The organism is Tardiphaga sp. vice304, from assembly GCF_007018905.1.
Lineage (GTDB): Bacteria > Pseudomonadota > Alphaproteobacteria > Rhizobiales > Xanthobacteraceae > Tardiphaga.
The window spans coordinates 1,137,542-1,157,888 of sequence record NZ_CP041402.1; the positions used below are offsets into that span (position 1 = coordinate 1,137,542).

Below are 20,347 nucleotides of genomic sequence, written 5' to 3' on the forward strand. Positions count from 1 at the left end.
TTAGGTCGCCATGAACGACCGGATATTTTTCATATTTTCCGAAACTCCAATCGCATTGTGGAAGCACGCGTTCGGTGGTCCATAACGAACCGTCCGCCGCGGTAGCGATTAAGGTGTAATAGGATGCGTCGGAATAGATTGTCCCGGATTGCACTTCGGCTGAGCGATTAAAGGAGTCGGCAAAACTATTGTTCTGAACGCTTTCAGTATAAAGCTTAAACTTCAGAGCATCTTCAGCCGTCTGCTACATATAGCCCTTTCCCTTGTAGGAAATAGGGCTGTCAGCCGTGTTTTGGGTAAGCGTCATTTCGATGAAGTCAACTTGCAACTTTCGTTTTTGATAGTCGCTTATGATCGTGCCCTGCAAAGTTTACTCCCTACCGTCGGCCGCTGAACGCCTCTGCGGCGTCTTCCTGAAAATCGGGATGATGATGCCCATAGTTTTCCTGCAATTGCTCCAGCGTCATGCCAAGCCAGCCAGCGGCCTGCCACGGATCCGTTCCGAGCTGCATCAGCCATGTTGCTGCGGTGTGTCGGAGAATGTGCCGCACCACGTCCGTTCCAAGCCCAGCGTCTGCAACGATGCCATCCCAACCGGTTTTGATTTTCTCCGCATACTGCTCGCCGTCGGCGCGATGCACGATGAACAGCACGGGTTTGCCGAGCTTGTCGGCCAACTTGAGGTCGAGCCGGCGCCAGCGCGCTAAGTGCGGCCGCAGGCGCGATGCCACCTTCGCCGCTGGCCGGCGCTTCTTGGTGACGGTCTCATCGCCGCCGCGGCCGTGGTAAACCCAGCGCTCGCAGTCCATCCATGGATGCGTCGTCGTTGCCATCCACTGGGTCCGTCGAATCGTCTCTTCGCGACGGGCGCTGTAAATCCCGAGCAAAATGAATCGCGCCACTGGCCGTCGTCGTGCGACCAGCCATGCCGCCCGCCGAACCAAGCGTCCGGCATCGTTGCGCTTCCATGTGCCGCGCTCGCCGTCCCAGACAAAGCCGAGGGCCGCGCCGAGCAAGCGAGCGGCCTCTGACCGCCGCAACCAGCGTTCTCGACCTTTGCGTTTTTCCGGCAGTGCGATCTTCGGCACGACATCGAGCGTGTGCTCGCCGTGATAGACATTGATGGCTGCGCGCAGATCCTCGAGGTGGCGCCTGGCCGTCTGGTCGGAAACGATCCGACGCTTGGCCAGATCCTTGTTTCGATCATTCGCCGCGCCAGTGCACCAGTCGACATAGTCGCGGCAGAGCTGCGCCTTGATGTCGGCGAGCTTGTAACGACCGAAAAACGAATTGGCGCTGTCGAGACGAATCAGCAGTTCGTCATGGCGGCGCACGATCTTGCGCTCGTCGTTGGAGATCGGCTGTTTGTCGGCAATCTTGGTGCGAAGCAGGTCGTAGTTCTTCGGCCGCTTCGACTCCTCATAAGCCGTGATTACGTCAGCGACGGCGAGCGCAGCGGGATTACGTGCGCCGATGGTCGGCTTGTGCCGCGTGCCGAGGTAGGTTTCGAGTGCGCGCGCAGCGCTTTCAGTTTCAGCGCGGCCGAAGCCTGTGCGGACTTGCCGTCCTCGGTCGAGGATGACCCAGGTTCCGTCGTCTGGCCGGCACCAGAGGCGAGGCGGTTTGGCTTTCCTGCCCGGCATGGGGTCACCAGCTTCCTGATTGCGCGTGGAGTCGTCAAATCTTTGCCCGCCACGCGAGCGACTTCAAGCCGCCCGGCGGCGATCTCGGTGCGAAAAGATGACAAAGTGAGCGGGCCGTGGGGGAAGAATACCGCTACGGCCTCGATTAAGGTCATCACGTCTTCATCGCCCCAGTCCTGAGGGTCTGGGCGGGCTTTGACGCGGGTCATTGGGTCGCGGCGGCTCATACCGTATCTCGCGCTTCCCGCATTCCCCGCGTCGCCAGCCCGTCCGCGCGCTCATTGCCGGCGTGCCCGTTGTGGCCGCGGACCCAGTGCCAGTGCACAGTCCCGCCGGCGCTAAGGGCGCCCAGCTTCCGCCTTCTGGCGTTGTAAATCTGGCCTGGGTCATAGAACCCAAATGCCTCCCGTTGACCTGTGCCGGGCTGGCTGCGCTGGTCATGGATGAATCGCTCGCATGACACGGTGCCCTTTTCATTTATGACGTGGCATCCCATTGCGCCGTCCCTGTCCCGGTAAGCCAAAATGAACTGGCCTGGGTAGTCCGCGTGAGCCCGTTTGTCCTCGATGCGGCCTAGCTTCGCCCATTCCGTTTCGGGGTGCTGGGCACGATCAGCGATTACTTCGTAGCCTTCCGCGTAAATGGAATGCTGCTCCGGAGTGAGCCTTCCTTCGCCTAAGGCGCGGTCGGCCCATTTCAAGAAGTCACTTGGTTCAATTAGAGCGACGCTTCGCTTCCAATGCGGCCTGCTGAGATCGATCTTCGCCTCAAGGTACACCTCCAGCATCATCGTGTGCCTGGCGCTCCCCCTGCCGGGATTCGGGCCATTGTCGAAGAAATAAAAGTGCACGACAAAGATGCGATCTTCCGAGGGGCAGGGCTTTCGTGCGGGCGGCTTCTGGCCCCTCTGGCCCTTGGGTCGCTTCATCATGTTTGGCGCGTTGTCACTCATCAGCTTTATCTCCTGCTTTGTGCGGGATACGAATGCACGGGAGAGCAGCAGGACGGCAATCGATAGAGATGGGCCAACTCCAAACTTTCGCTATCCACGCACGTCGCAAAACGCAATAAGTATATGTCTATGAAGGAGTTTCGCTACTTTGCACCTCCCCATCTCGATCAGGGGGTAGAGGCCGTCGCAGGCATCGAGCAAGCCGCACCGGGACACAGCCTGATTATGATGGGAGCGACGATCAACTACTGCTAGAAGTTTCGGTTGAGCGACGAAACGCCGTGTGCTTACGCTCGGGGAGTACGGCTTAGTGTTCTCACTTTGTTTTGGCAGCACGGTCGGCCAAAGGATTGATCATAAATAATCCGCAACCGGCACCTGCGCCGATTACCCCTCAACGACAACTTGACCCGCGTATGCGCGCCGCCGAACGAACGCACGACAACAACACGGCGTTTGGGAAAGACGCCAATTCAGCCGCGTTAAAAATAAGAAGAAGTAATTAGAGCGGCGGTCCTCATCAATGGTGGCACTGCCCCTACGCTACGCAACGCCTCCGGTCCTCTTAATCCTTACGGGCAGTTGCCGCGAGCAACTGGAAAGCCCTTAGCAAATCCACCGCCGGCCAGGCGACCAGCGGCCGATACCGGCCGCCGCTAATCGGCACGACGCCCCGCCGCGGCTCAGCAAGCGATGCCACGCTGAGGAGGCCCGGTCCTCTTCAATCGCATCAAGCGAGATCAGTGCTGGGCTTCGGCGCCGGCCGCTTTACCTCCGTTGAGAGGTGTCGAGAAGAACCTTCAGCATAAAGTCGCGCGGCTAGTAGTCGACCCGGTTGAGATCAAGATCAGCAGCTCGCAGCGGCGAGGTCTCCAGGACAGGCCAGCGCGCGTTTGCGGATGAGGGAAACGCCACGATCACCTAGCTACAGCCCCGCCGCCTTGGTGAGATTGACCCGGAACCGGTCGCGGCGTCGCTGGTAACGGCGCGTCATTTCGGCGCTGGCATGACCGAGCTGCTTTTGCACATAACGCTCGTCGACCTCAGCCGAGGAAGCGAGGCCGGCGCGTAGCGAATGGCCGGCAAACTTTTTATGGCGTTCGATTTCGGAGAGATCGCCGCGGATGCCCGCGGCCAGCGCCGCCCGTTTGACCAGACGAGCGACCTGCTGGTTGGTCAAGCGATCCGGGCCGACATCTTTACCTCGGCCGGTGACGCGCCGAAACAGCGGCCCATGACCGATCTTGGCGAATTTCAACCAGGTTTGCAGCGCGATCACAGGGCAGGTCGCGTCCGACGAGCCGCGGCCAACTTCGACCTCGCGCCAGCCGGTTTTGCCGCGCAGAGTCACCAGCATACCCTTGTCAGAAATCTCGACCCAACCGCCGCCGTCCTCGGTGTGGTTGCGGCCGACGTCGAGGCTGACAATCTCAGAGCGCCTCAAACCTCCGGCAAAACCGATCAGCAGCATGGCACGATCGCGCAGGCCTCGCAGGGTGCCGCGCCCCAGCGTTTCGAGCATAGCGATAACGTCCTCTGGCAGCACGGCTTCCTTCTGAACCGGCGGTTGCCCGTGGATATTGCGGATGCCGGCGAGCACGGTGGCGATATGGCGGTCTTTGCGGTCCAGCGGCTGGCCCTGCTGGGAATAGTTCCAGGTCAGGGAGGACAGGCGGCGCTCGATCGTCGTCACCGCCTTCGGCTTGCGGTCGGCTGAGGCAGCACCTGAGGCGCAGGCGGTAATGTAGAGCCCGACGATCTGGGGATCCGGCCGAAGGAGAGGGAGGTTCTGGCGTCGGCACCAGGCCGCAAAATGCTTCCAGTCGGAGCTGTAAGCGCGCCTTGTGTTGGCCGAACTCGCGGCCTCGACGTAATCCCGGGCGCGATCGGCGAGCCCTGCGAGATGGGCGGGCAGGGCCGACGCCTGTGCACCGGCATCGACGACGGCCGGCAGCGGCGCGGGGGAGGACGATGGGGCTTGCTGGGGGTCGATTTGAGCGGCCTGAGGGCTGGTTTCGGACATCGTTCAATATAGAATAAAAACGAGTGATAATGCAGCTTTAAGAGCGTGAGGATATTGCGATTGCAAGCTACGGTAACAAGATTGTGGAACGTAAGAATCTGAGTACAATCAATAAATTGATATTGTGGTCTGTTGTCATTTAGCGGATTCGCAAATCAGCAAAAGCGCAGGTTTAGGGGCGCTTTCCTACAGGAGGCTTGGGTGGAACGTCATGGGCTGCGAGACTGCCAATTCGCCGGATCGAGGATTTGGTCGCGGACTGCGTCGGCAAGGTCGGCCGAAATAGCGAGCTGGCAATCGTTTCGTCGATGGAGTGATCCGGAAGTTCCTGGGCGCCTTGGCGTGATTTACCGGAACATTTTGGCGGCTGGTGCAACACCCACAAGCGTTTTTCACGCTGGGCCGTGAGCGGCGTTTGGGAGAGCTTTTTTAAAGGCTTGGCTATCTCGATGCTGGCGCCCATCGAGATCTGGCCTGGCGCGATGCAGTTCGCCCAGGCGCCCTAAGCGATGTTGGAATCGGCGAAGTTCGAGTTAGAGAGTTCAGCGACGATGCCACAACTCAGCACGACTAAGCTGGCAAGGAAATCCGCAATGACTAGCCAACTATTAAGCGGGCATCTTCACAGTTCGCGCGCGGCGTCACTTGACGGACTAGGCCTGATTTAAATGTCGGGGAGGGAATCGAAGGCAATGGAGCAGAGCGCGATTGGCGAGGCGGAACGGCTGAACCGCGGCTGCTTCTGTATCACCTTGGACCGCGGCGCCTTGACCGAAGCCCTGGATCGGGAGGTCGGCGCCGAGGGCTTCGCCGCGCAACTTATCGCATCCCATCCAACGCTGTTCTCCGCCGTTCCGCTTTTCGTCCCGGCTACGGTAGTGGCCGAAATGATGCGGATCGTGGCAGCTGTTGAGGCGGCGGCGCGGTTGGCGCCCTACCGCGCTACGGCTCTGGCCTCCGCGCCGGCGATCGCAACGACTGATTTCGGACCCCTCGGCGCCTTCATGGGGTACGACTTCCACGTCACGCCGGGCGGGCCGCAGCTGATCGAGGTGAACACGAACGCCGGCGGCGCTTTCCTCAATGCCGTGCTGGCTCGGGCGCAGCGCGCCTGCTGCGCTCAGGAGCCGGAGCAGGCTGGACTCGAGCCTGCGGCGCCGTTCGCCGATGACGTGACCCACATGTTCACCGACGAATGGCGGCGGCAGCGGGGATCTGGAGAACCCGCGCGCATCGCCATCGTCGATGACGCGCCTGAGCAACAGTATCTTTACCCAGAGTTCCAACTGGCCAAGGCCTTGTTTGAGCACCACGGCATGGAGACTGTGATCGCCGACCCCGGTCAACTTGCTCTTGTCGGCGGCCGGTTGAACTTCGACGGTCGACCAGTCGATCTCGTCTACAATCGCCTCGTCGACTTCGCGCTCGAGGAGCCGCGGCACGCCACCCTGCGAGACGCCTACGTGGGCGGTGACGTCGTCGTGACGCCTAATCCCCATGTGTACGCCCTCATCGCGGACAAGCGGAACCTCGCCCTACTATCGGACATCGGTCTGACAGGTCTCCCCACGCTGTTGATCGTTACGATCATTCGGGTCCGTCCTCGGGAACTGATCTCCTTCGAGCCCGTTCGTAGCCAGTTGCTGTTTGTGATGTAGGGCAGCAGTCGACAGCGGTCTGGGGTCAACCTAGTGCGCGCTCGGGGGTCAAAATGGATCGCTTCATTCACCACGAAAACCTTGCGCACTATCGAAGGCTTTTGGCTGAGACTGACGTGGCGGGCGATCAGGTCCGGTACAAAGAGTTAAAGCGGCTATTGGCTGCGGAACTAGCCAAAGACCAAGTGCCGCCCCTTCCGGATGTTTAGCTTCCACGGACGCCGTTTGCCCGAATTATTTATCGAGGACGCTGCCATGGATATTTTCGTACACCGACAGAATACATCGCGGTTTAGAGATTTGCTTCTCAGGGTAACCGACACCGACCAGCGCCAGCAAATTCATCAATTGCTCGCAGAGGAGGAAGCCAAAGCCCTCCCTCGAAAATTAAGGCCGCCTCCCGAATGACGAAATCAAAAAATGGTTTACAGCAGGACCAGGTTAACCCCGGGCGGCACCGCATGCGTTGGATGACATTTGCATTCGTTGGAGCCGCTGCAATTTCAGCCGTGTTTCCAGTCCGTGCGCAGCCTCTTCGTGGCGATCCAGCATCCGGACGTCAGATCGCGACCGCGCAATGCAGTTCGTGTCATCACGTTCTGCCTATGCTATTTCCCGACAGGGGTGAGACTTTGCCCATCGACAAGGATGGTCCGCCCAGCTTCCAGAGCGTCGCTGACATGACATCGACGACCGCACTTTCGTTGAACGTGTTTCTCCGTTCCAATCACAAGAATATGCCGAACATCATGCTTTCCGAGGCAGAAGCGGATGACATAATCGCGTATATTTTGAGTCTCAAAAAGAAATAGGCTTTGAGAGCGGTTCATTCCCGGGAGCCTGCGAGAAATAGACCGCAGCAATGCCCACGTCATATTTAACGCGCGATGGCATAAAGACGTACGCGTTGTCCGGACTGCCATAGTCAGATGATGCTCACCAACATCAAACCTTCGGTGTTGGGTTTCGACTTGCGCACGCTCAAATGCGACGCTTGCGATCATACCAAAAAGTCGCCGTGGAAACGAACGCAAATCGACGGCGGTCTAGCCGATTGCGGCGCCCGCGATAGGCAGCGTGCAACAAGCGCGGTTCAAGTCGTGTCCAAATTCTTCAACACGTCAGCACCCCGCAGGGGGTGACTTGGGAATCTCAGCCGTGGTTTGCCGGTTCGGGCTTAATTGCGCAGCCATCGGACCAGGTTACCCGTGTACCAACCACCGATGCTCGCAATTAAGAAAATCAGTCCCAATGTCAAAAAAACAGCCATCGGGCTTAACTGGTGAGCCCCGTCAGAAAACTGTCGAAAATAGGCCATTGCATTCCTCCCAAAACCTTGGAGCAGACGCCACGCGAGCTAAGATCATCAGGAGCGTAGTCGGTTGATCTAGGTCAATACGGGTTCCCAAATCCTAGATTGAATGAGCCACGTTGATGTCGGCGCAGTCGTTGGGGCTACCATTCAAGGGGGATGTCATGACCGAAAACCAGCCAGCATGGATGAAATGTCTGTCAGAAAATTTGTTTGATGAAGCCAAGTTGTCCTGATCCGAGTATCGCGCATTTGAATATCGCAAGTGCGACGGCTGCCCCAATTCGGAATTCATGAGTCAAACACACGAACTATCGGACCCCCATGCGTTCAGTCGTAACGAGCAGATGGATAGCGGTATTCGACCATTCTCCCAATGCTGCCGGGTTTAAAACTGTCCCGCCACCTCACATCGCGAATTGAACCTGCCAATGCAATGAAATCAATATTACTAAGCCGAGTGCCCTACTGATTCTGTGGCGGTGGTCGGTGGGTGGCCTCTTCGTTGGCAAGTAGCTTCATTAGGCTTTGCCGCTTCGTTGGTTAGTGAGCGAGATTGTGTTCGTGAATTGAGCGATCCATGCCAACCTACAAATCCTTAAGGCGGGAGCGCTACCGAACTCTCAGTCACCGAAAGTTGCCATTGGCGGGCGGTGATGAGGCCAGCATGGGCGCTCGCGAGCAGGAAGCGATGAGCGGTATTGCTCATGTCGCGGGAAATAAATGTCCAAAACATCTAGGAACCGTTCGAGCCTTCGCGACTTGGCGATGCTAGTGAGGGAAGTAACATGGGTTCAACTATCTACTTTGTCTCTTTGGTATTTCTCACCTGCGCAAGTGAAGCAGCCTTTGCTGCAAACCCGGACAATGGCTCCACGCTGGCGCGACGCTGGTGCACTGGATGTCATGTTGTCTCGGGCGATCAGATCAAAGGGACGGACATCGCTCCCTCATTTGCATCGATAGCGGATCGACTGGATTTCAACATCGAAAAACTCGCTTCTTTCCTGCTTGAGCCTCATCCGAAAATGCCAAACATGGCGCTCAGTCCTCTGGAAGTAAAAGATATCACCGCCTTTATCGCCGAGCAGCGACACCAATAGGCGTCTTCTGGCAGGAGTCGCTAAGCTGCAATGCCCATTCAGTCGCAACCAAGGGAGTTCTGAAGTGTGGGTCCAAGTTGCTTGTGAAGCCCTGCGTTCGGGTCACGTTCTTGAACTCAGGTATGGTGGCTATTCCCGATCTGTTGAGGTTCATGCCGTGGGCTTCACAAAAGAAGACAACCCTGTCATGAGAGCATGGCAAGTGAGCGGTGGTAGCGTGAGTAATGAACCGGTAGGCTGGAAGTTGCTGCGTCTGGACGAAGCGACGGAAGCCGTAGTGACACAGCAGAGGTCGCTCGCTGCTCGTCCTGGGTACAATCCCGGCGACCCGGTCATGAAACAGATGACATGCCAATTATGAGGTCACCAGCGTCGCTTCAGGATGGCATCGGTCCGCGTCGTTTCGGGTAACGACATCATGGCGTGTTCCCCGTCAGCACCCTTGAGACAAATTGAGGGACTTCACGAAGGGAGGATTTCTGGTTCATCGTAGCCGCAAGGAGCGAAGATGAAACAGAAATCCGCATCGGGCAAAGCGCCCGCAGAACAAGTGCTGAAGGACATCCGGCGCCAGACGCGTCGGTATTATTCGGCCGAAGAGAAGATCCGCATCGTGCTGGAAGGGCTGCGTGGCGAGGAGAACATCTCCGAGCTGTGCCGCCGTGAAGGTATTGCCGCCTCGATGTATTACGGCTGGTCCAAGGAGTTCCTTGAGGCCGGCAAGCGCCGATTGGCCGGTGACACTGCGCGAGCCGCAACGCCTGGTGAGGTCAAGGATCTTCGTCGTGAGGCCACCGCCTTGAAGGAGGTCGTTGCCGACCTCACCCTCGAAAATCACCTGCTCAAAAAAAACATGAACGGGGATGGGGAGGACGAGGCATGAGGTATCCCGCATCCGAGAAGGCCGAGATCATTGATCTGGTCGAAGGGTCGCACCTGCCGGCCAAGCGCACACTGGACAAACTCGGCATCCCGCGTTCAACGTTTTATCGTTGGTATGACCGCTACCTTGAAGGTGGGATCGAGGCGCTGGCTGACCGCCGGTCCCGGCCGGATCGCGTTTGGAATCGTATCCCAGACGACGTCCGCGGGCAGATCATCGATCTGGCGCTGCAGGTTCCCGAACTGTCTCCGCGGGAGTTGGCCGTGCGATTCACTAACGAGAGAAAGTACTTCGTCTCCGAGGCTTCGGTCTATCGGCTGTTGAAGGCGCATGACCTGATCACCAGCCCGGCCTATGTGGTGATCAAGGCGGCGAACGAGTTCAAGGACAAGACTACTGCCATCAACCAGCTCTGGCAGACGGACTTCACCTACCTCAAGATCACCGGCTGGGGCTGGTATTACCTGTCGACGATTTTGGACGACTTCTCGCGCTACATCGTGGCCTGGAGGCTCGGGCCCACCATGTGCGCTTCCGACGTCACGACCACGCTGGACCAGGCACTAGCCGCGTCAGGCCTCGATAGTGCCACCGTCGTGCAGCGGCCAAGGCTGCTCAGCGACAATGGCGCGTCTTATGTTGCGGGCGATCTTGCTGACTGGCTCGAAGACAAGGGCATGCAGCACGTGCGGGGAGCACCGTATCACCCCCAGACCCAGGGCAAGATCGAGCGCTGGCACCAGACCCTGAAGAACCGCATTCTGCTGGAAAACTATTATTTACCCGGAGATCTCGAACGACAGATCGGAGCCTTCGTCGAGCATTACAATCACGCCCGCTATCATGAGAGCATCAACAACGTCACGCCAGCGGACGTCTACTACGGCAGAGCGGAGGCGATAATCGCAGAACGCAGACGCATCAAACTTGCCACCATCGCAAACCGTCGCTTGCAGCACCGACTGCAAGCCGCTTAAACTCTAACCACTGATGAGCCAGAGCCTCTCTTCTCGAAACACCTGATCAGTCTCAAATTGCCTGACGACGAACAATTGTCGCCGTTGCGGGATAGGCGTCGCGCGCTGCTCGGCATGGGTGGCGTAGATCCGAGCGTCGTCCTCCTCAGACGAGATTGCTAGGGCCAGCACTTCAGATTCAGACAGATCGGAAAAGCGGCGCCGAGACGGTAAACTCAGCAACATGCTACCTCACTTCTTAATCGTCGAGATTCCATTGATCCAGCCGTGCCAGATCCCCGATTTAATCGGGTCTTCTAAAGCGCGGACTTTTTCGACCAAGGATTTGGGGCAGCCTTCGCACCAGGGAAACTCAAAAGCACAAAATTCCTCGCCGGGCAGACATTCTCCAACGACGGACTTAATCCGGCATGCGAAGGGTGCAGATGGCTGTTCCATTGAACGTTCCTCGCACGTATGAATCGAAATAGTAACAATCCGCCTTGTTGCCAATGACGAAGACGCTAATAAAATTGCATTAAGCTGGTGTCCCGAACCTATTGTCGCGAACGACGTGCTCCACGTTGCTGCACTTGGTGCATCTGATCACGTGCACATCGTGCCCTGGGCGAGCGGGGTAAACGTCGATCTCGTGCATATCGGAACTGCACGCCTTGCATTTCGACTTTTTCATCGGGCTATTGCCCGTCGACGCTTTGAGTTTTTTAGCCCCGGCCTTACTTTCGAGAAGTCCACGCGGGTGCTGATTCAAGGACACTGAGACTCTACAGTTCTCTCCAATCCTACCTAGGCGCGGAGGACTAAGTCGTACGCCAAACAGAGAGCTACCGGCTAATTTTATGCTGACTACGGACCTCCGTATCACTACGTAGGTCCGTGGCTTTGGAATGAGACCATTCCGGAAGCGTTAGGGGCACCAAATGGGGCCTCGGTCAGGATAGCGCTTGGGTTTTTTTCGCCAGGCGCGCCCGCTTTACAGCTCGAACGTGTGCGAACGGTCTGCGGATCTCGCGCGCCCTCGACTGCACCGAATGATGGACCTGTTCAACGCCGCCGCCGCTCTCACTGTAAGCGTCGTCCCGCCCCCACCTTTCGGCAGATGTCCTGATCTGCGACCTTTTGGTTCACTCGAACCGCTAGGCTTAGAATGGACACAGTGGATAGTGCTATCACCAAGCCGGTTCGCCGGCTTGAGGTGTTCACCGGCGCGGGTCGCCGGCGGACGTGGAGCGACGAGGACAAGACGCGGGTGGTCGCGGAGATCGAGACCAGTGGCGATTCTGTTTCCGGCGTGGCTCGGCGGCATGGATTGTCGCCGCAGCAATTGTTCGGCTTGCGCCGGCAAGTCAGAGAAGCTCAGGCGGTCGTTTCCCAGGATGATGAACCGCGGTTTGTCCCGGCGGTGGTTGATGCGGCACCGTCCGACACGGCGGGCCGTCGGCAGCGCAAGACCAAGCGTCGACATTGGGACGAACCACTTGCAGGAACGATCGAGGTTGCGATCGACGGCGTGACGGTGCGCATCGGCGCGGGCGCCCCGGCGGACACGATCGCCGCGGTGTTGCGGGCGCTGAAAGCTGGCGCGTGATCGGCCCGACCGGCGCGGTCCGCGTCATGGTAGCGACCAGGCCTGTGGACTTCCGCAAGGGCGCCGATGGATTGGCGGCACTGGTGCGCGAGAGCATGGCGGCGGATCCGTTCTCCGGCGCGGTCTACGTGTTCCGCGCCAAGCGCGCGGATCGGATCAAGCTGGTGTATTGGGACGGCACGGGTCTGTGCCTGTTCGCCAAGCGGCTGGAGGATGGCATCTTCCGCTGGCCGAAGATCGAAGACGGCGTGATCCATTTGTCGGCCGCGCAATTGTCGGCGCTGCTCGAAGGGCTGGATTGGCGGCGTGTCCACACGGCGCGCGAGACGGTGACGCCGGCGCAGCCTGGCTGATGCCTGTTACTGTGGCAAAGTGAATCAGCCGCATCGAGCGCGTCGCAAAATGCCGGTAAATATGATCTTCTTTGATCATGCCGCGCGACGCATTGCCCGATGATTCCGAGACGCTGAAAGCGATGCTGCTCGCCGAGCGGGTGCAGAACGATCGGCTGCGTCAGATCATCAAAGACCTGCAGCGACATCAGTTCGGCCGCCGGGCGGAGACGCTGCCTGAGGACCAGATGCTGCTGGGCCTGGAAGATGTCGAGCAGTCGGCGGCGTATGACGCCGCAAAAACTGCGCAGGCGACACCGGCCGCAAGACAGGCCGGCGCCGCGAAGCGGCGGGCCAATCGCGGCACGCTGCCGGCGCATCTGCCGCGGATTGAGACCACCGTCGACATCGACGACAAGACCTGCCGCTGCTGCCAGGGCGCATTGCACCGGATCGGTGAGGACAAGAGCGAACGGCTGGATATCGTGCCGGCGCAGTTCCGGGTGCTGGTCACGATCCGGCCGAAATACGCTTGTCGCCAATGTGAGGATGGCGTCGTGCAGGCACCGGCGCCGGCGCGGCTGATCGAGGGTGGGCTGCCGACCGAAGCCACTATCGCCCAGGTGCTCGTCTCCAAATATGCGGATCATCTGCCGCTTTATCGCCAGGCCCAGATTTACGCCCGGCAGAGCGTCAACCTTGACCGATCCACGCTGGCGGACTGGGTCGGGCATGCCGCCTGGCATTTACGTCCGCTGCACCAACGCCTGCTCGACAAGCTCAAGGAGCGGCCAAAACTGTTTGCCGACGAGACGACGTTGCCGGTGCTGGACCCGGGTCGCGGTCGTACGAAGACCGGACAGTTATGGGCCTATGCCGCCGATGACCGGCCATGGGGCGGATCCGATCCGCCGGGCGTGGCCTATGTCTATGCCCCGGACCGCAAGTCCGAGCGGCCGATCACTCATCTCGAAGGCTTCAAAGGCATCTTGCAGGTGGACGGCTATGCCGGCTACCGCAACCTGGCCGAGCGCGGCGACGTGCAACTGGCGTTCTGCTGGGTCCATGTACGGCGCAACTTCTACAGGCTTGCCACTCCCGGGCCTGCGCCGATCGCCAGCGAAGCACTCCAGCGCATCGCTGCGCTGTATGCGATCGAGAAGGACATCCGCGGCCGCAGTGCCGATGAACGTCGCCTGGTTCGGCAGCAGAAAAGCCGCCCGCTGGTCGACGCACTGGAAGCTTGGCTGCGCGCAAAACTCGGTCTGATCAGCCAAAAGGGCAAACTCCCCGAAGCAATCAACTACTCTTTGTCGCGCTGGGAAGGTTTGACCCGCTTCCTCGACGACGGCCACATCGAGCTCGACAACAACACCGTCGAGCGTTCCATCCGCCCGATCACGCTGAACCGGAAAAACGCTTTGTTCGCGGGCTCCGACGGCGGAGCCGAGCACTGGGCCACAATCGCCTCGCTGATTGAGACTTGCAAACTCAACGAGGTCGATCCGCTCGGTTATCTGTAGCGCGTCAATCTGGATGGGAAGCGCGACAATCAGGATGGCAATTTAGCGGTCGCGGCGTGGGGATGATTGTCGCGGCCTGACGATAACGCAAGCGATAATCGCGTGCTGTAGAGTTGATTGTCGTGGAGCGACAATCAGGATGACGCTTTGATTGTCGCGCGCGTTGGCGGTCGTCCGGCTCCACGAGCCTTGTCGAGAGCCTCTTTCCGGCGATAGCTGTCGACATTCATTTCGAGGATCGTGGCGTGATGGACGAGGCGGTCGATCGCCGCGAGGGTCATAGCTTGATCCGGGAAGATTTTTCCCCATTCACCGAATGGCTGATTGGCGGTGATCAGCATCGAGCGGCGTTCGTAGCGAGCGCTGATCAACTCGAACAGAACGCTGGTCTCCGCTTGATCCTTGGTCACATAGGCCAGATCGTCGAGGATCAGCAGGTGATATTTGTCGAGTTTGGCGATCGCCGCTTCAAGCGTGAGATCGCGGCGCGCGATCTGGAGCTTTTGCACGAGATCGGTGGTTCTGGTGAACAACACGCGCCAACCGTTTTCGATCAGGGACATGCCGAGCGCCGCTGCCAGATGCGATTTGCCGCCGCCAGGGGGACCAAAACACAACAGATTGGCGCCCTTGTCGAGCCAGGCGTCACCGGCGGCGAGAGCCTGCACCTGCGCCTTTGAGATCATCGGCACGGCATCGAAGTCGAATGCAGCGAGGGTCTTGCCCGGCGGCAGGCGGGCTTCATCCAGATGACGCTCGAAGCGACGACGGTTTCGCTCCACCATCTCCTGTTCAGCCAGGGCCGCCAGGAAGCGGGCGGCGGGCCAGCCTTCCTTATCGGCGGTTTCCGCCAGGGCGGCCCAGATCAGCTTGATGCCGGGCAGACGCAGTTCGCTGAGCAGCAATTCGACACGGGCGGCGTCGATCTTGACGGTCGCGTTCATGCGGCTTCTCCCACAGCCGCGGCAATCTGGTCGTAGATAGCGAGCGAGGGCAGCGTGACGACGACGACCGGTAGTGCCATGCCCTTCGGTCGGAAGCGTTCGATCAGCGCCTTGAGATCCGGCAGGATGCCGTCGTCGAGCGTGGCTTGCAGCACGGCACCGAGCTCCGCCTCGCAGGCCCGTTCATGTGCGAGCGCCAGAAGCCCGACCATGGCACGGCAGGCTGGTCTTTCGCCAATGCCGGCGAGCAAGGCGTCGAACGCACGGGCGTAGACGCGGCGGGGGAACAACTGGTCGCGATAGACCAGATTGAGCAGCGCCATCGGTTTGCGGCGCAGCGAATGGATGACATGGCGATAGTCGATGACGTGGCCGTGTTTGCCGTTGGGCTGGGTTCGCCCGCGTCGCAAGGTGATGATGTGCGTGGCGCCCTGGAAGCATTCGAGCCGGTCGTCATAAAGACGTACGCGCAGCCGGTGACCGATCAGGCGGGATGGGACCGAGTAAAACACCTTGCGCAACGTGAAGGCGCTGGAGGTCGTGACGTCGACGTTGACCTCCTCATAATCGGCGGTCTTGCGCACCGGCAGTTTCTTCAGCGCCGTCCGCTCCTGATCGATACGCTTGGCATTGCGCGCGTTGCCGCGGCCAACGATCTCGTCGACAAAACCCCGCCAGGCCGCAAGATCGTCGAAGTCGCGTGAGGCACGCAGCAGCAGGGCATCGGCCAGCGCTCTCTTGAGATGGCCATGCGCACTTTCGATCGAGCCGTTCTCATGCGATACGCCGGGATTGTTGCGGGTCGGCGTCATGCCGTAATGGCCGCAGAACGCCTCATAGCGCGTCGTCAAATCCTCCTTGGCATCGGCTCCGAGATTGCGGAACGCGGCCGACAGGCTGTCGCTGCGGTGCTGCTCCGGAACCCCGCCCAGCGACCACAGCGCGTTCTGCAAGCCTTCCGCCAGCGCGACAAAGCTTTCGCCACCGAGCACGACGTGGGCGTGTTCGAAGCCGGAGAAAGGCAGCCGGAAGTGATAGAGCCGGCAGTCCAGCAACTGGCCCGCAATGGTGACGCCGAGATCGGCGACCTCGGTGAAGTCCGACAACCCCATGCGACCCGGCGGATGTTCCTGACGGAAGATCACCTCCCGATCCGGCCCGTTCACCGCCCGCCATGCCCGAATGCGCCGCTCGAGCGTCCGCCGCGTTCCAGAACCCAGTTCCGGATGCCGCCGGCATAGTTCCTCGAACACGGCGATCGGCCGCAATCCGGGGGCGGCCCTCAGTATCGGCAGAACTTCGTTCTCCCAAACGTCGATGAACGGATCGGCTCGACGGCGTGCGCGGCGCGCCTTCTTCTGGGTCGGAAGTCGGGGATCCTTCTCGTATCGGTAGGCGGCGGAGGTGCTGAAACCAGCCTTTGCAGCGGCGACGGCTGGCGAATGGTTGCGACGCAAGCTCATGAAAAGCCTCATTTGTTGATCGGTGACATGCCGGCCGGCCAAAGCACTGGTCCTCTCGAAGGAGAAGCCGATGCTTTACCAGCCGCCGTTACCGCCAATGAGGCCCCTTCGGGCCGACACGCCGCTGCTGGGGTGCCTCCGGTCGGGCTACGCCCTCCCTTCGTCACCCCAGCAGCGGCGCATTCTCATCCTGATTGTCGCGGGATTCTCATCCTGATTGTCGCGCTACAGTTATCTCACAGATGTTCTAGCAAGGATCGCCAACGGTCACCCCAACCGCGATATCGACGCGCTATTGCCGTGGGCTTACCGAACGCAAGAACTCAGAGCCGTGGCCTGAGGACGACGCTTACCTCTCACTGCGGATGCTCCGAGATCGAGTAACTTTTCCAGCTTTGCGACATCCTGTGGAGTCCAAGGCCGAACTCTGAGACGACGCATCAATTCGGGGGCTTTAGCGCTTCGATCCAACCTGAAGCTTTGCGGATCGGGTCAGGCGCGGACACAGTCCAACTGTAATCACATTCGGGACATTCGAAACTTTCCGCGACAGTGTCTTTCGTCAATGGCATGATCCTAGCCAGCATCGACGTTGCGTGACACTTTGGGCAGGGTGGGCGCGGACGCACCGGACATACTCAGATGAAGATGCGGGAAGTTAGGCTCCATGGGCATCCTTGCTGCACGGTTACGAGCTTATGAAAAAGAGTCTTCGCGATCTCTAAATTGCACACGAGCCTTTTACTTTTCTCTTTCCATGTCTCTGGCCTGCTGCTCTGTATTTGTCAGGTCGCGAATTCGCTTCAGTCTCCGGATCGGTGATCATTCGAGCCAGATCGCGGTATTTGGCAATTTTTGCGCGGATTTCCGCTATGATTTGCGTCGCGTTCATAAACACCTCTCCGCTCGATATGACGCGGGGAGGTACCTTCCGTTCGACATTGGCCGGTTAGAAACTTCAAAAAAATATTGTCGCCGAGCGGCGAAGTTGCAAACGTTATTTGGCTGACCGGTGCATTTCAGCCCAATACTCGACGCCCGACAACTCCTGCCGGCGCGCCAGTAGATCGGCCTCGCGATGGTCCGCCACCTGCGCGGTCGGCTTCGAGTCAGCATCCTTGGCCAGCTCACCAGCCAGCAGGCGCACCAGCATGACGCGGCGGACCGGGTCCTGATCGACTGCTGGATCGCTGAGCTGCTGACGGTAATTTTTGATATTCGCCGTGTTGATGAAATGCTCCATTGAACCTCCGATAGGGTCATGGGCTGATGCAACGCGCGTCTAGCGCGAGGCTTTCGACAGTCCGGGTGTGGACGAACTGATGCCGGTGAGTTCGGTTCCGTACATTTTGCATGGCACCTGCCCCATTCGACCACCCTTGTTGTCGGCTGTAACTATAAAAGTTTGGGGTATTGGACGGGGTATCGCCAGCATCGATGCAAGTTACCCCCCATTCTATAAGGGTTATTTGCAGTGGTGCATTCCCTCCCCCGGAGATGTGGCGCGGCGCGGAACACGCCCGACCGAAGGCGAACTTAGCGCTTCCGCACGCGGGCAGATGGTGTTCGGTCCGGAGGGAGCTTGCGTGGGTATCCGCGAGAGTAAGGCGTCTAAATTTGGCGGCATGGATGTCTCGGAAGCGAAGCGGCTGCGGCAACTCGAGTATAAGAACGCCAAGCTGAAGAAGCTGCTGGCCGAGCAGATGCTGGATGCGGCGCCGTTGCGCGAGCTCCTGTCAAAAAATGGTAGGGCCCGTCGCCCAGAGCTAGGCAGTCGCGCATCTGCAGGCAGAACTGGGCCTGTCAGAACGGCGGGCCTGCTCCATCGTCAGCGACTGAACTGCGCGAGCAACTGCGAGAGCTCGCCAACGACCACCGACGCTTCGGCTATCGGCGGCTGTTCCTGCTGCTGCGGAAACAGGGTGAGCCATCCGGGCTGAACCGGATCTATCGGCAGTAAGGCCTTAGCGTGCGCAAGCGCCGGGCCCGCCGCCTCGCTGTTGGCACGAGGGCGCCAATCTTGGTCCAGGCGCGGTCGAATGCCCGCTGGTCGCTGGATCGTATCCATGATCAGCGCGCCAATGGTCGCCGCGCCCGGATCCTGAATATCGTCGATGACGTGCCCCGGGAATGCTTGGCGGCGATCCAGACACCTCGATCCCCGAGCTGCGGGTGGCCCGTGCACTGACGGCGCTGATCGCTCGCCGCGGAAAGCCGCGCCTAATTGTCTCAGAGTCTGACTCATAATGAATTCGTTTGATTTCATGCTTTTGCAAGCCGTCTTATAAGGACGCGAATGTGAGCGACGAACGCCCAGGCAACGGCGCTGGCGATTGTGGTCTCGAAGTCCTTTGCCAATCTGCGGCAGCGACCGAGCCATCCGAACGTTCGTTCGACGACCCATCGGCGCGGTAGGATTTCGAAGCCCTGCTCCCTGTCGGATCGTTTTATGATTTCTATCGTCCAATTGCCGATGCGCTTCAAAGCTTGACGCAGCTTATCTCCGGCATAGCCACCATCGGCAAAAATATGGCGCAGCCACGGATAGCGATAACGTATCGAAGCAAGAACGCACGGGGCACCATCACGGTCCTGAATGCTGGCTTCGTGCACGACCAGCCCGACCAAGTTTCCTTGCGTGTCGGTGACGATGTGGCGCTTGCGGCCCTTGATTTTCTTACCTGCATCATAGCCCCGGGGGCCGCCGCTTTCCGTGGTTTTCACCGACTGGCTGTCAATCACTCCGGCCGTTGGGCTCGCCTCTCGGCCAGCCGCCTCGCGCGAGGCCATCACGAGCGTGTAGTTCAGCGACGCAAACAGTCCGCCGCGCGACCACGCGTAGAAATAGCCCTGCACCGTCGAGTAGGGCGGGAAATCCTTGGGCAACTGCCGCCATTGGCAGCCGGTCGACGCAATATACAGGATCGCATCCATCACCGTTCGCATATCTGTCGCACGCGGGCGACCGAGCGCCGAAGCAGGCGGCAGAAGCGGCTCCATCACAAACCACTCGGCATCCGTCGTATCGCTTTCATATCGCAAGCTCGCCCGCCTATAGTGTCGGCGGGTGATTTCAGTCCAGACCATCGTGCTCTCCCTCGAATCTTCGCAAATCCGAAGGAATCACAACTGGCTGAAATCACTCAGCTTCTTTTTCAGTCAGCCTCTCAGACAACGATAACGTTCACCTGCAACGCGATACTGACCTAGTCGGAGGACCACCAGATCGCCTGGCACCTCATCCCGACGGGCAAGCCGATGCAGAACTGTTCGTGTAAAAGCTTAAACGGCCGGATGCGTGACGAGCTTCTCAACGAAACCCTGTTCTTCAGCCTTGACCACGTCGAGCCAAGATTGCGCTCTGGGCCAACGACTACAACAGCAAACGCCTGCATTCCTCGCTGGGCTACCTGACACCCGCGGCCTACGCCGCGACCCTCACCGCAACGTGCGATCGACTGCGCAACCCGACCAGCTCCGCCGATCGCACGTTGCTCACCACGCGCTCGTGCGCACCGGATTGATCGAAACGAAGCGTTCGACCGGAACAGATCGTGCTTGTCTGTGCCGGCTCACACAAAAATGGCACAAGCGTTCTGGCTTTGGCCCTTCGCCCCGGTCGGTTGAAATCTGGGATCGCTAAGGTTTAGCAGAAATGGAAAGGCGGCAGATGCTATAGCGTTCTCCGGCCGAGTACGATTGGTGGAGCCTCAATCTTTTAGTCTCCTCTGGGACGGGAACCTCTTTCCTCTAGCCTCACGGCACCCAGTCGTAGTCTAAACCATGTCTCCGCCATTCCCTAGCTTCTCCGCCGCGCACACGCCTTGGCTTTGGCCAGGAAGAAGGCGACAGGCGCGTAGCTCGCAGTATCGGCATTAAAAGCCGCCGGCCGATTGCGAGTTGAACTGAAATGGCAGGTAGTTCCGTCACTTGGGATAAGATAGAA

Annotated in this window: 15 protein-coding genes and 5 pseudogenes; 11 read left to right on the forward strand and 9 right to left on the reverse strand. The window is 59.4% G+C overall.

Going from position 1 to position 20,347, the window contains the following annotated elements; translation table 11 throughout:
- Window positions 1-377: 377 nt before the first annotated feature.
- The 3 genes from FNL56_RS05410 to FNL56_RS05420 all read right to left on the reverse strand — a co-directional run bounded on the left by FNL56_RS05410 (window position 378) and on the right by FNL56_RS05420 (window position 4,618).
- Complete coding sequence (locus tag FNL56_RS05410; RefSeq protein WP_143571883.1) at window positions 378-1,643, reverse strand: hypothetical protein; 1,266 nt, start codon at window positions 1,641-1,643, stop codon at window positions 378-380.
- 223 nt (window positions 1,644-1,866) lie between these two features.
- Window positions 1,867-2,595, reverse strand: a complete 729-nt coding sequence (locus FNL56_RS28140) for an RNase H family protein (protein ID WP_246661623.1) — start codon at window positions 2,593-2,595, stop codon at window positions 1,867-1,869.
- A gap of 925 nt (window positions 2,596-3,520) precedes the next feature.
- Window positions 3,521-4,618 carry a site-specific integrase gene (locus tag FNL56_RS05420; RefSeq protein ID WP_143571884.1) on the reverse strand — a complete coding sequence of 366 codons (1,098 nt, stop codon included), beginning with the start codon at window positions 4,616-4,618 and terminating at the stop codon, window positions 3,521-3,523.
- Window positions 4,619-4,950: 332 nt separating this feature from the next.
- On the opposite strand from FNL56_RS05420, the pseudogene FNL56_RS28145 reads away from it, so the two are divergent.
- From FNL56_RS28145 to FNL56_RS05450, 5 genes and pseudogenes are all read left to right on the forward strand, one after another.
- Window positions 4,951-5,052: pseudogene (locus tag FNL56_RS28145) on the forward strand (transposase); the annotation flags it as partial.
- Between the two features lie 258 nt (window positions 5,053-5,310).
- Complete coding sequence (locus FNL56_RS05430; protein ID WP_143571885.1) at window positions 5,311-6,276, forward strand: hypothetical protein; 966 nt, start codon at window positions 5,311-5,313, stop codon at window positions 6,274-6,276.
- 404 nt (window positions 6,277-6,680) lie between these two features.
- The gene (locus FNL56_RS05435; RefSeq protein ID WP_246661510.1) at window positions 6,681-7,088 is read left to right on the forward strand and encodes a c-type cytochrome; all 408 of its coding nucleotides are present in this window, start codon (window positions 6,681-6,683) and stop codon (window positions 7,086-7,088) included.
- Window positions 7,089-8,376: 1,288 nt separating this feature from the next.
- Window positions 8,377-8,691 (forward strand): cytochrome c, encoded by a 315-nt coding sequence (locus FNL56_RS05440; RefSeq protein WP_143571886.1) that lies wholly within the window; start codon window positions 8,377-8,379, stop codon window positions 8,689-8,691.
- Window positions 8,692-9,199: 508 nt separating this feature from the next.
- Window positions 9,200-10,551, forward strand: a protein-coding gene (locus tag FNL56_RS05450) for an IS3 family transposase (protein WP_143581818.1) whose coding sequence is annotated in 2 segments (ribosomal slippage) — window positions 9,200-9,536 and window positions 9,536-10,551 — 1,353 coding nt in all. Because the reading frame shifts where the segments join, the coding sequence is not laid out codon by codon here.
- A 116-nt stretch (window positions 10,552-10,667) separates the two neighbouring features.
- Here the strand turns inward: FNL56_RS05450 and FNL56_RS05455 are convergent.
- A pseudogene (locus FNL56_RS05455) lies at window positions 10,668-10,776 on the reverse strand (rubrerythrin family protein); the annotation flags it as partial.
- A gap of 6 nt (window positions 10,777-10,782) precedes the next feature.
- Complete coding sequence (locus tag FNL56_RS05460) at window positions 10,783-10,989, reverse strand: hypothetical protein (protein ID WP_143571889.1); 207 nt, start codon at window positions 10,987-10,989, stop codon at window positions 10,783-10,785.
- Window positions 10,990-11,698: 709 nt separating this feature from the next.
- Between FNL56_RS05460 and tnpA the strand changes: the two genes are divergently transcribed.
- The 3 genes and pseudogenes from tnpA to tnpC all read left to right on the forward strand — a co-directional run.
- Window positions 11,699-12,139, forward strand: a complete 441-nt coding sequence (gene tnpA / locus FNL56_RS05465) for an IS66-like element accessory protein TnpA (protein WP_143571890.1) — start codon at window positions 11,699-11,701, stop codon at window positions 12,137-12,139.
- The gene (gene tnpB / locus FNL56_RS05470) at window positions 12,136-12,492 is read left to right on the forward strand and encodes an IS66 family insertion sequence element accessory protein TnpB (RefSeq protein ID WP_143571891.1); all 357 of its coding nucleotides are present in this window, start codon (window positions 12,136-12,138) and stop codon (window positions 12,490-12,492) included. The genes tnpA and tnpB overlap by 4 nt, the downstream gene beginning before the upstream one ends.
- Window positions 12,493-12,569: 77 nt before the next feature.
- A pseudogene (gene tnpC / locus FNL56_RS05475) lies at window positions 12,570-13,991 on the forward strand (IS66 family transposase); the annotation flags it as partial.
- 137 nt (window positions 13,992-14,128) lie between these two features.
- Here the strand turns inward: tnpC and istB are convergent.
- Together istB and istA are read right to left on the reverse strand one after the other, a co-directional pair.
- Window positions 14,129-14,938, reverse strand: coding sequence for an IS21-like element helper ATPase IstB (istB, locus tag FNL56_RS05480; protein WP_143581819.1), 810 nt, complete (start codon window positions 14,936-14,938; stop codon window positions 14,129-14,131).
- Complete coding sequence (gene istA, locus FNL56_RS05485; protein WP_143581760.1) at window positions 14,935-16,443, reverse strand: IS21 family transposase; 1,509 nt, start codon at window positions 16,441-16,443, stop codon at window positions 14,935-14,937. The genes istB and istA overlap by 4 nt, the downstream gene beginning before the upstream one ends.
- 175 nt (window positions 16,444-16,618) lie before the next feature.
- Here istA and FNL56_RS05490 point away from each other — a divergent pair, with 175 nt between their 5' ends.
- The gene (locus FNL56_RS05490; protein WP_143581820.1) at window positions 16,619-16,741 is read left to right on the forward strand and encodes a transposase domain-containing protein; all 123 of its coding nucleotides are present in this window, start codon (window positions 16,619-16,621) and stop codon (window positions 16,739-16,741) included.
- Between the two features lie 657 nt (window positions 16,742-17,398).
- On the opposite strand, the gene FNL56_RS05500 is transcribed toward FNL56_RS05490, so the two are convergent.
- Window positions 17,399-17,644 (reverse strand): hypothetical protein, encoded by a 246-nt coding sequence (locus FNL56_RS05500; protein ID WP_143571893.1) that lies wholly within the window; start codon window positions 17,642-17,644, stop codon window positions 17,399-17,401.
- 256 nt (window positions 17,645-17,900) lie between these two features.
- Here FNL56_RS05500 and FNL56_RS05505 point away from each other — a divergent pair.
- A pseudogene (locus FNL56_RS05505) lies at window positions 17,901-18,639 on the forward strand (IS3 family transposase); the annotation flags it as partial.
- A 24-nt stretch (window positions 18,640-18,663) separates the two neighbouring features.
- Here FNL56_RS05505 and FNL56_RS05510 read toward each other — a convergent pair.
- On the reverse strand, window positions 18,664-19,488 hold the full coding sequence (locus tag FNL56_RS05510) for an IS5 family transposase (RefSeq protein ID WP_143577461.1): 825 nt from the start codon (window positions 19,486-19,488) through the stop codon (window positions 18,664-18,666).
- A gap of 96 nt (window positions 19,489-19,584) precedes the next feature.
- Between FNL56_RS05510 and FNL56_RS05515 the strand changes: the two are divergent.
- Window positions 19,585-19,850, forward strand: a pseudogene (locus tag FNL56_RS05515) (integrase core domain-containing protein); the annotation flags it as partial.
- Window positions 19,851-20,347: the final 497 nt, after the last annotated feature.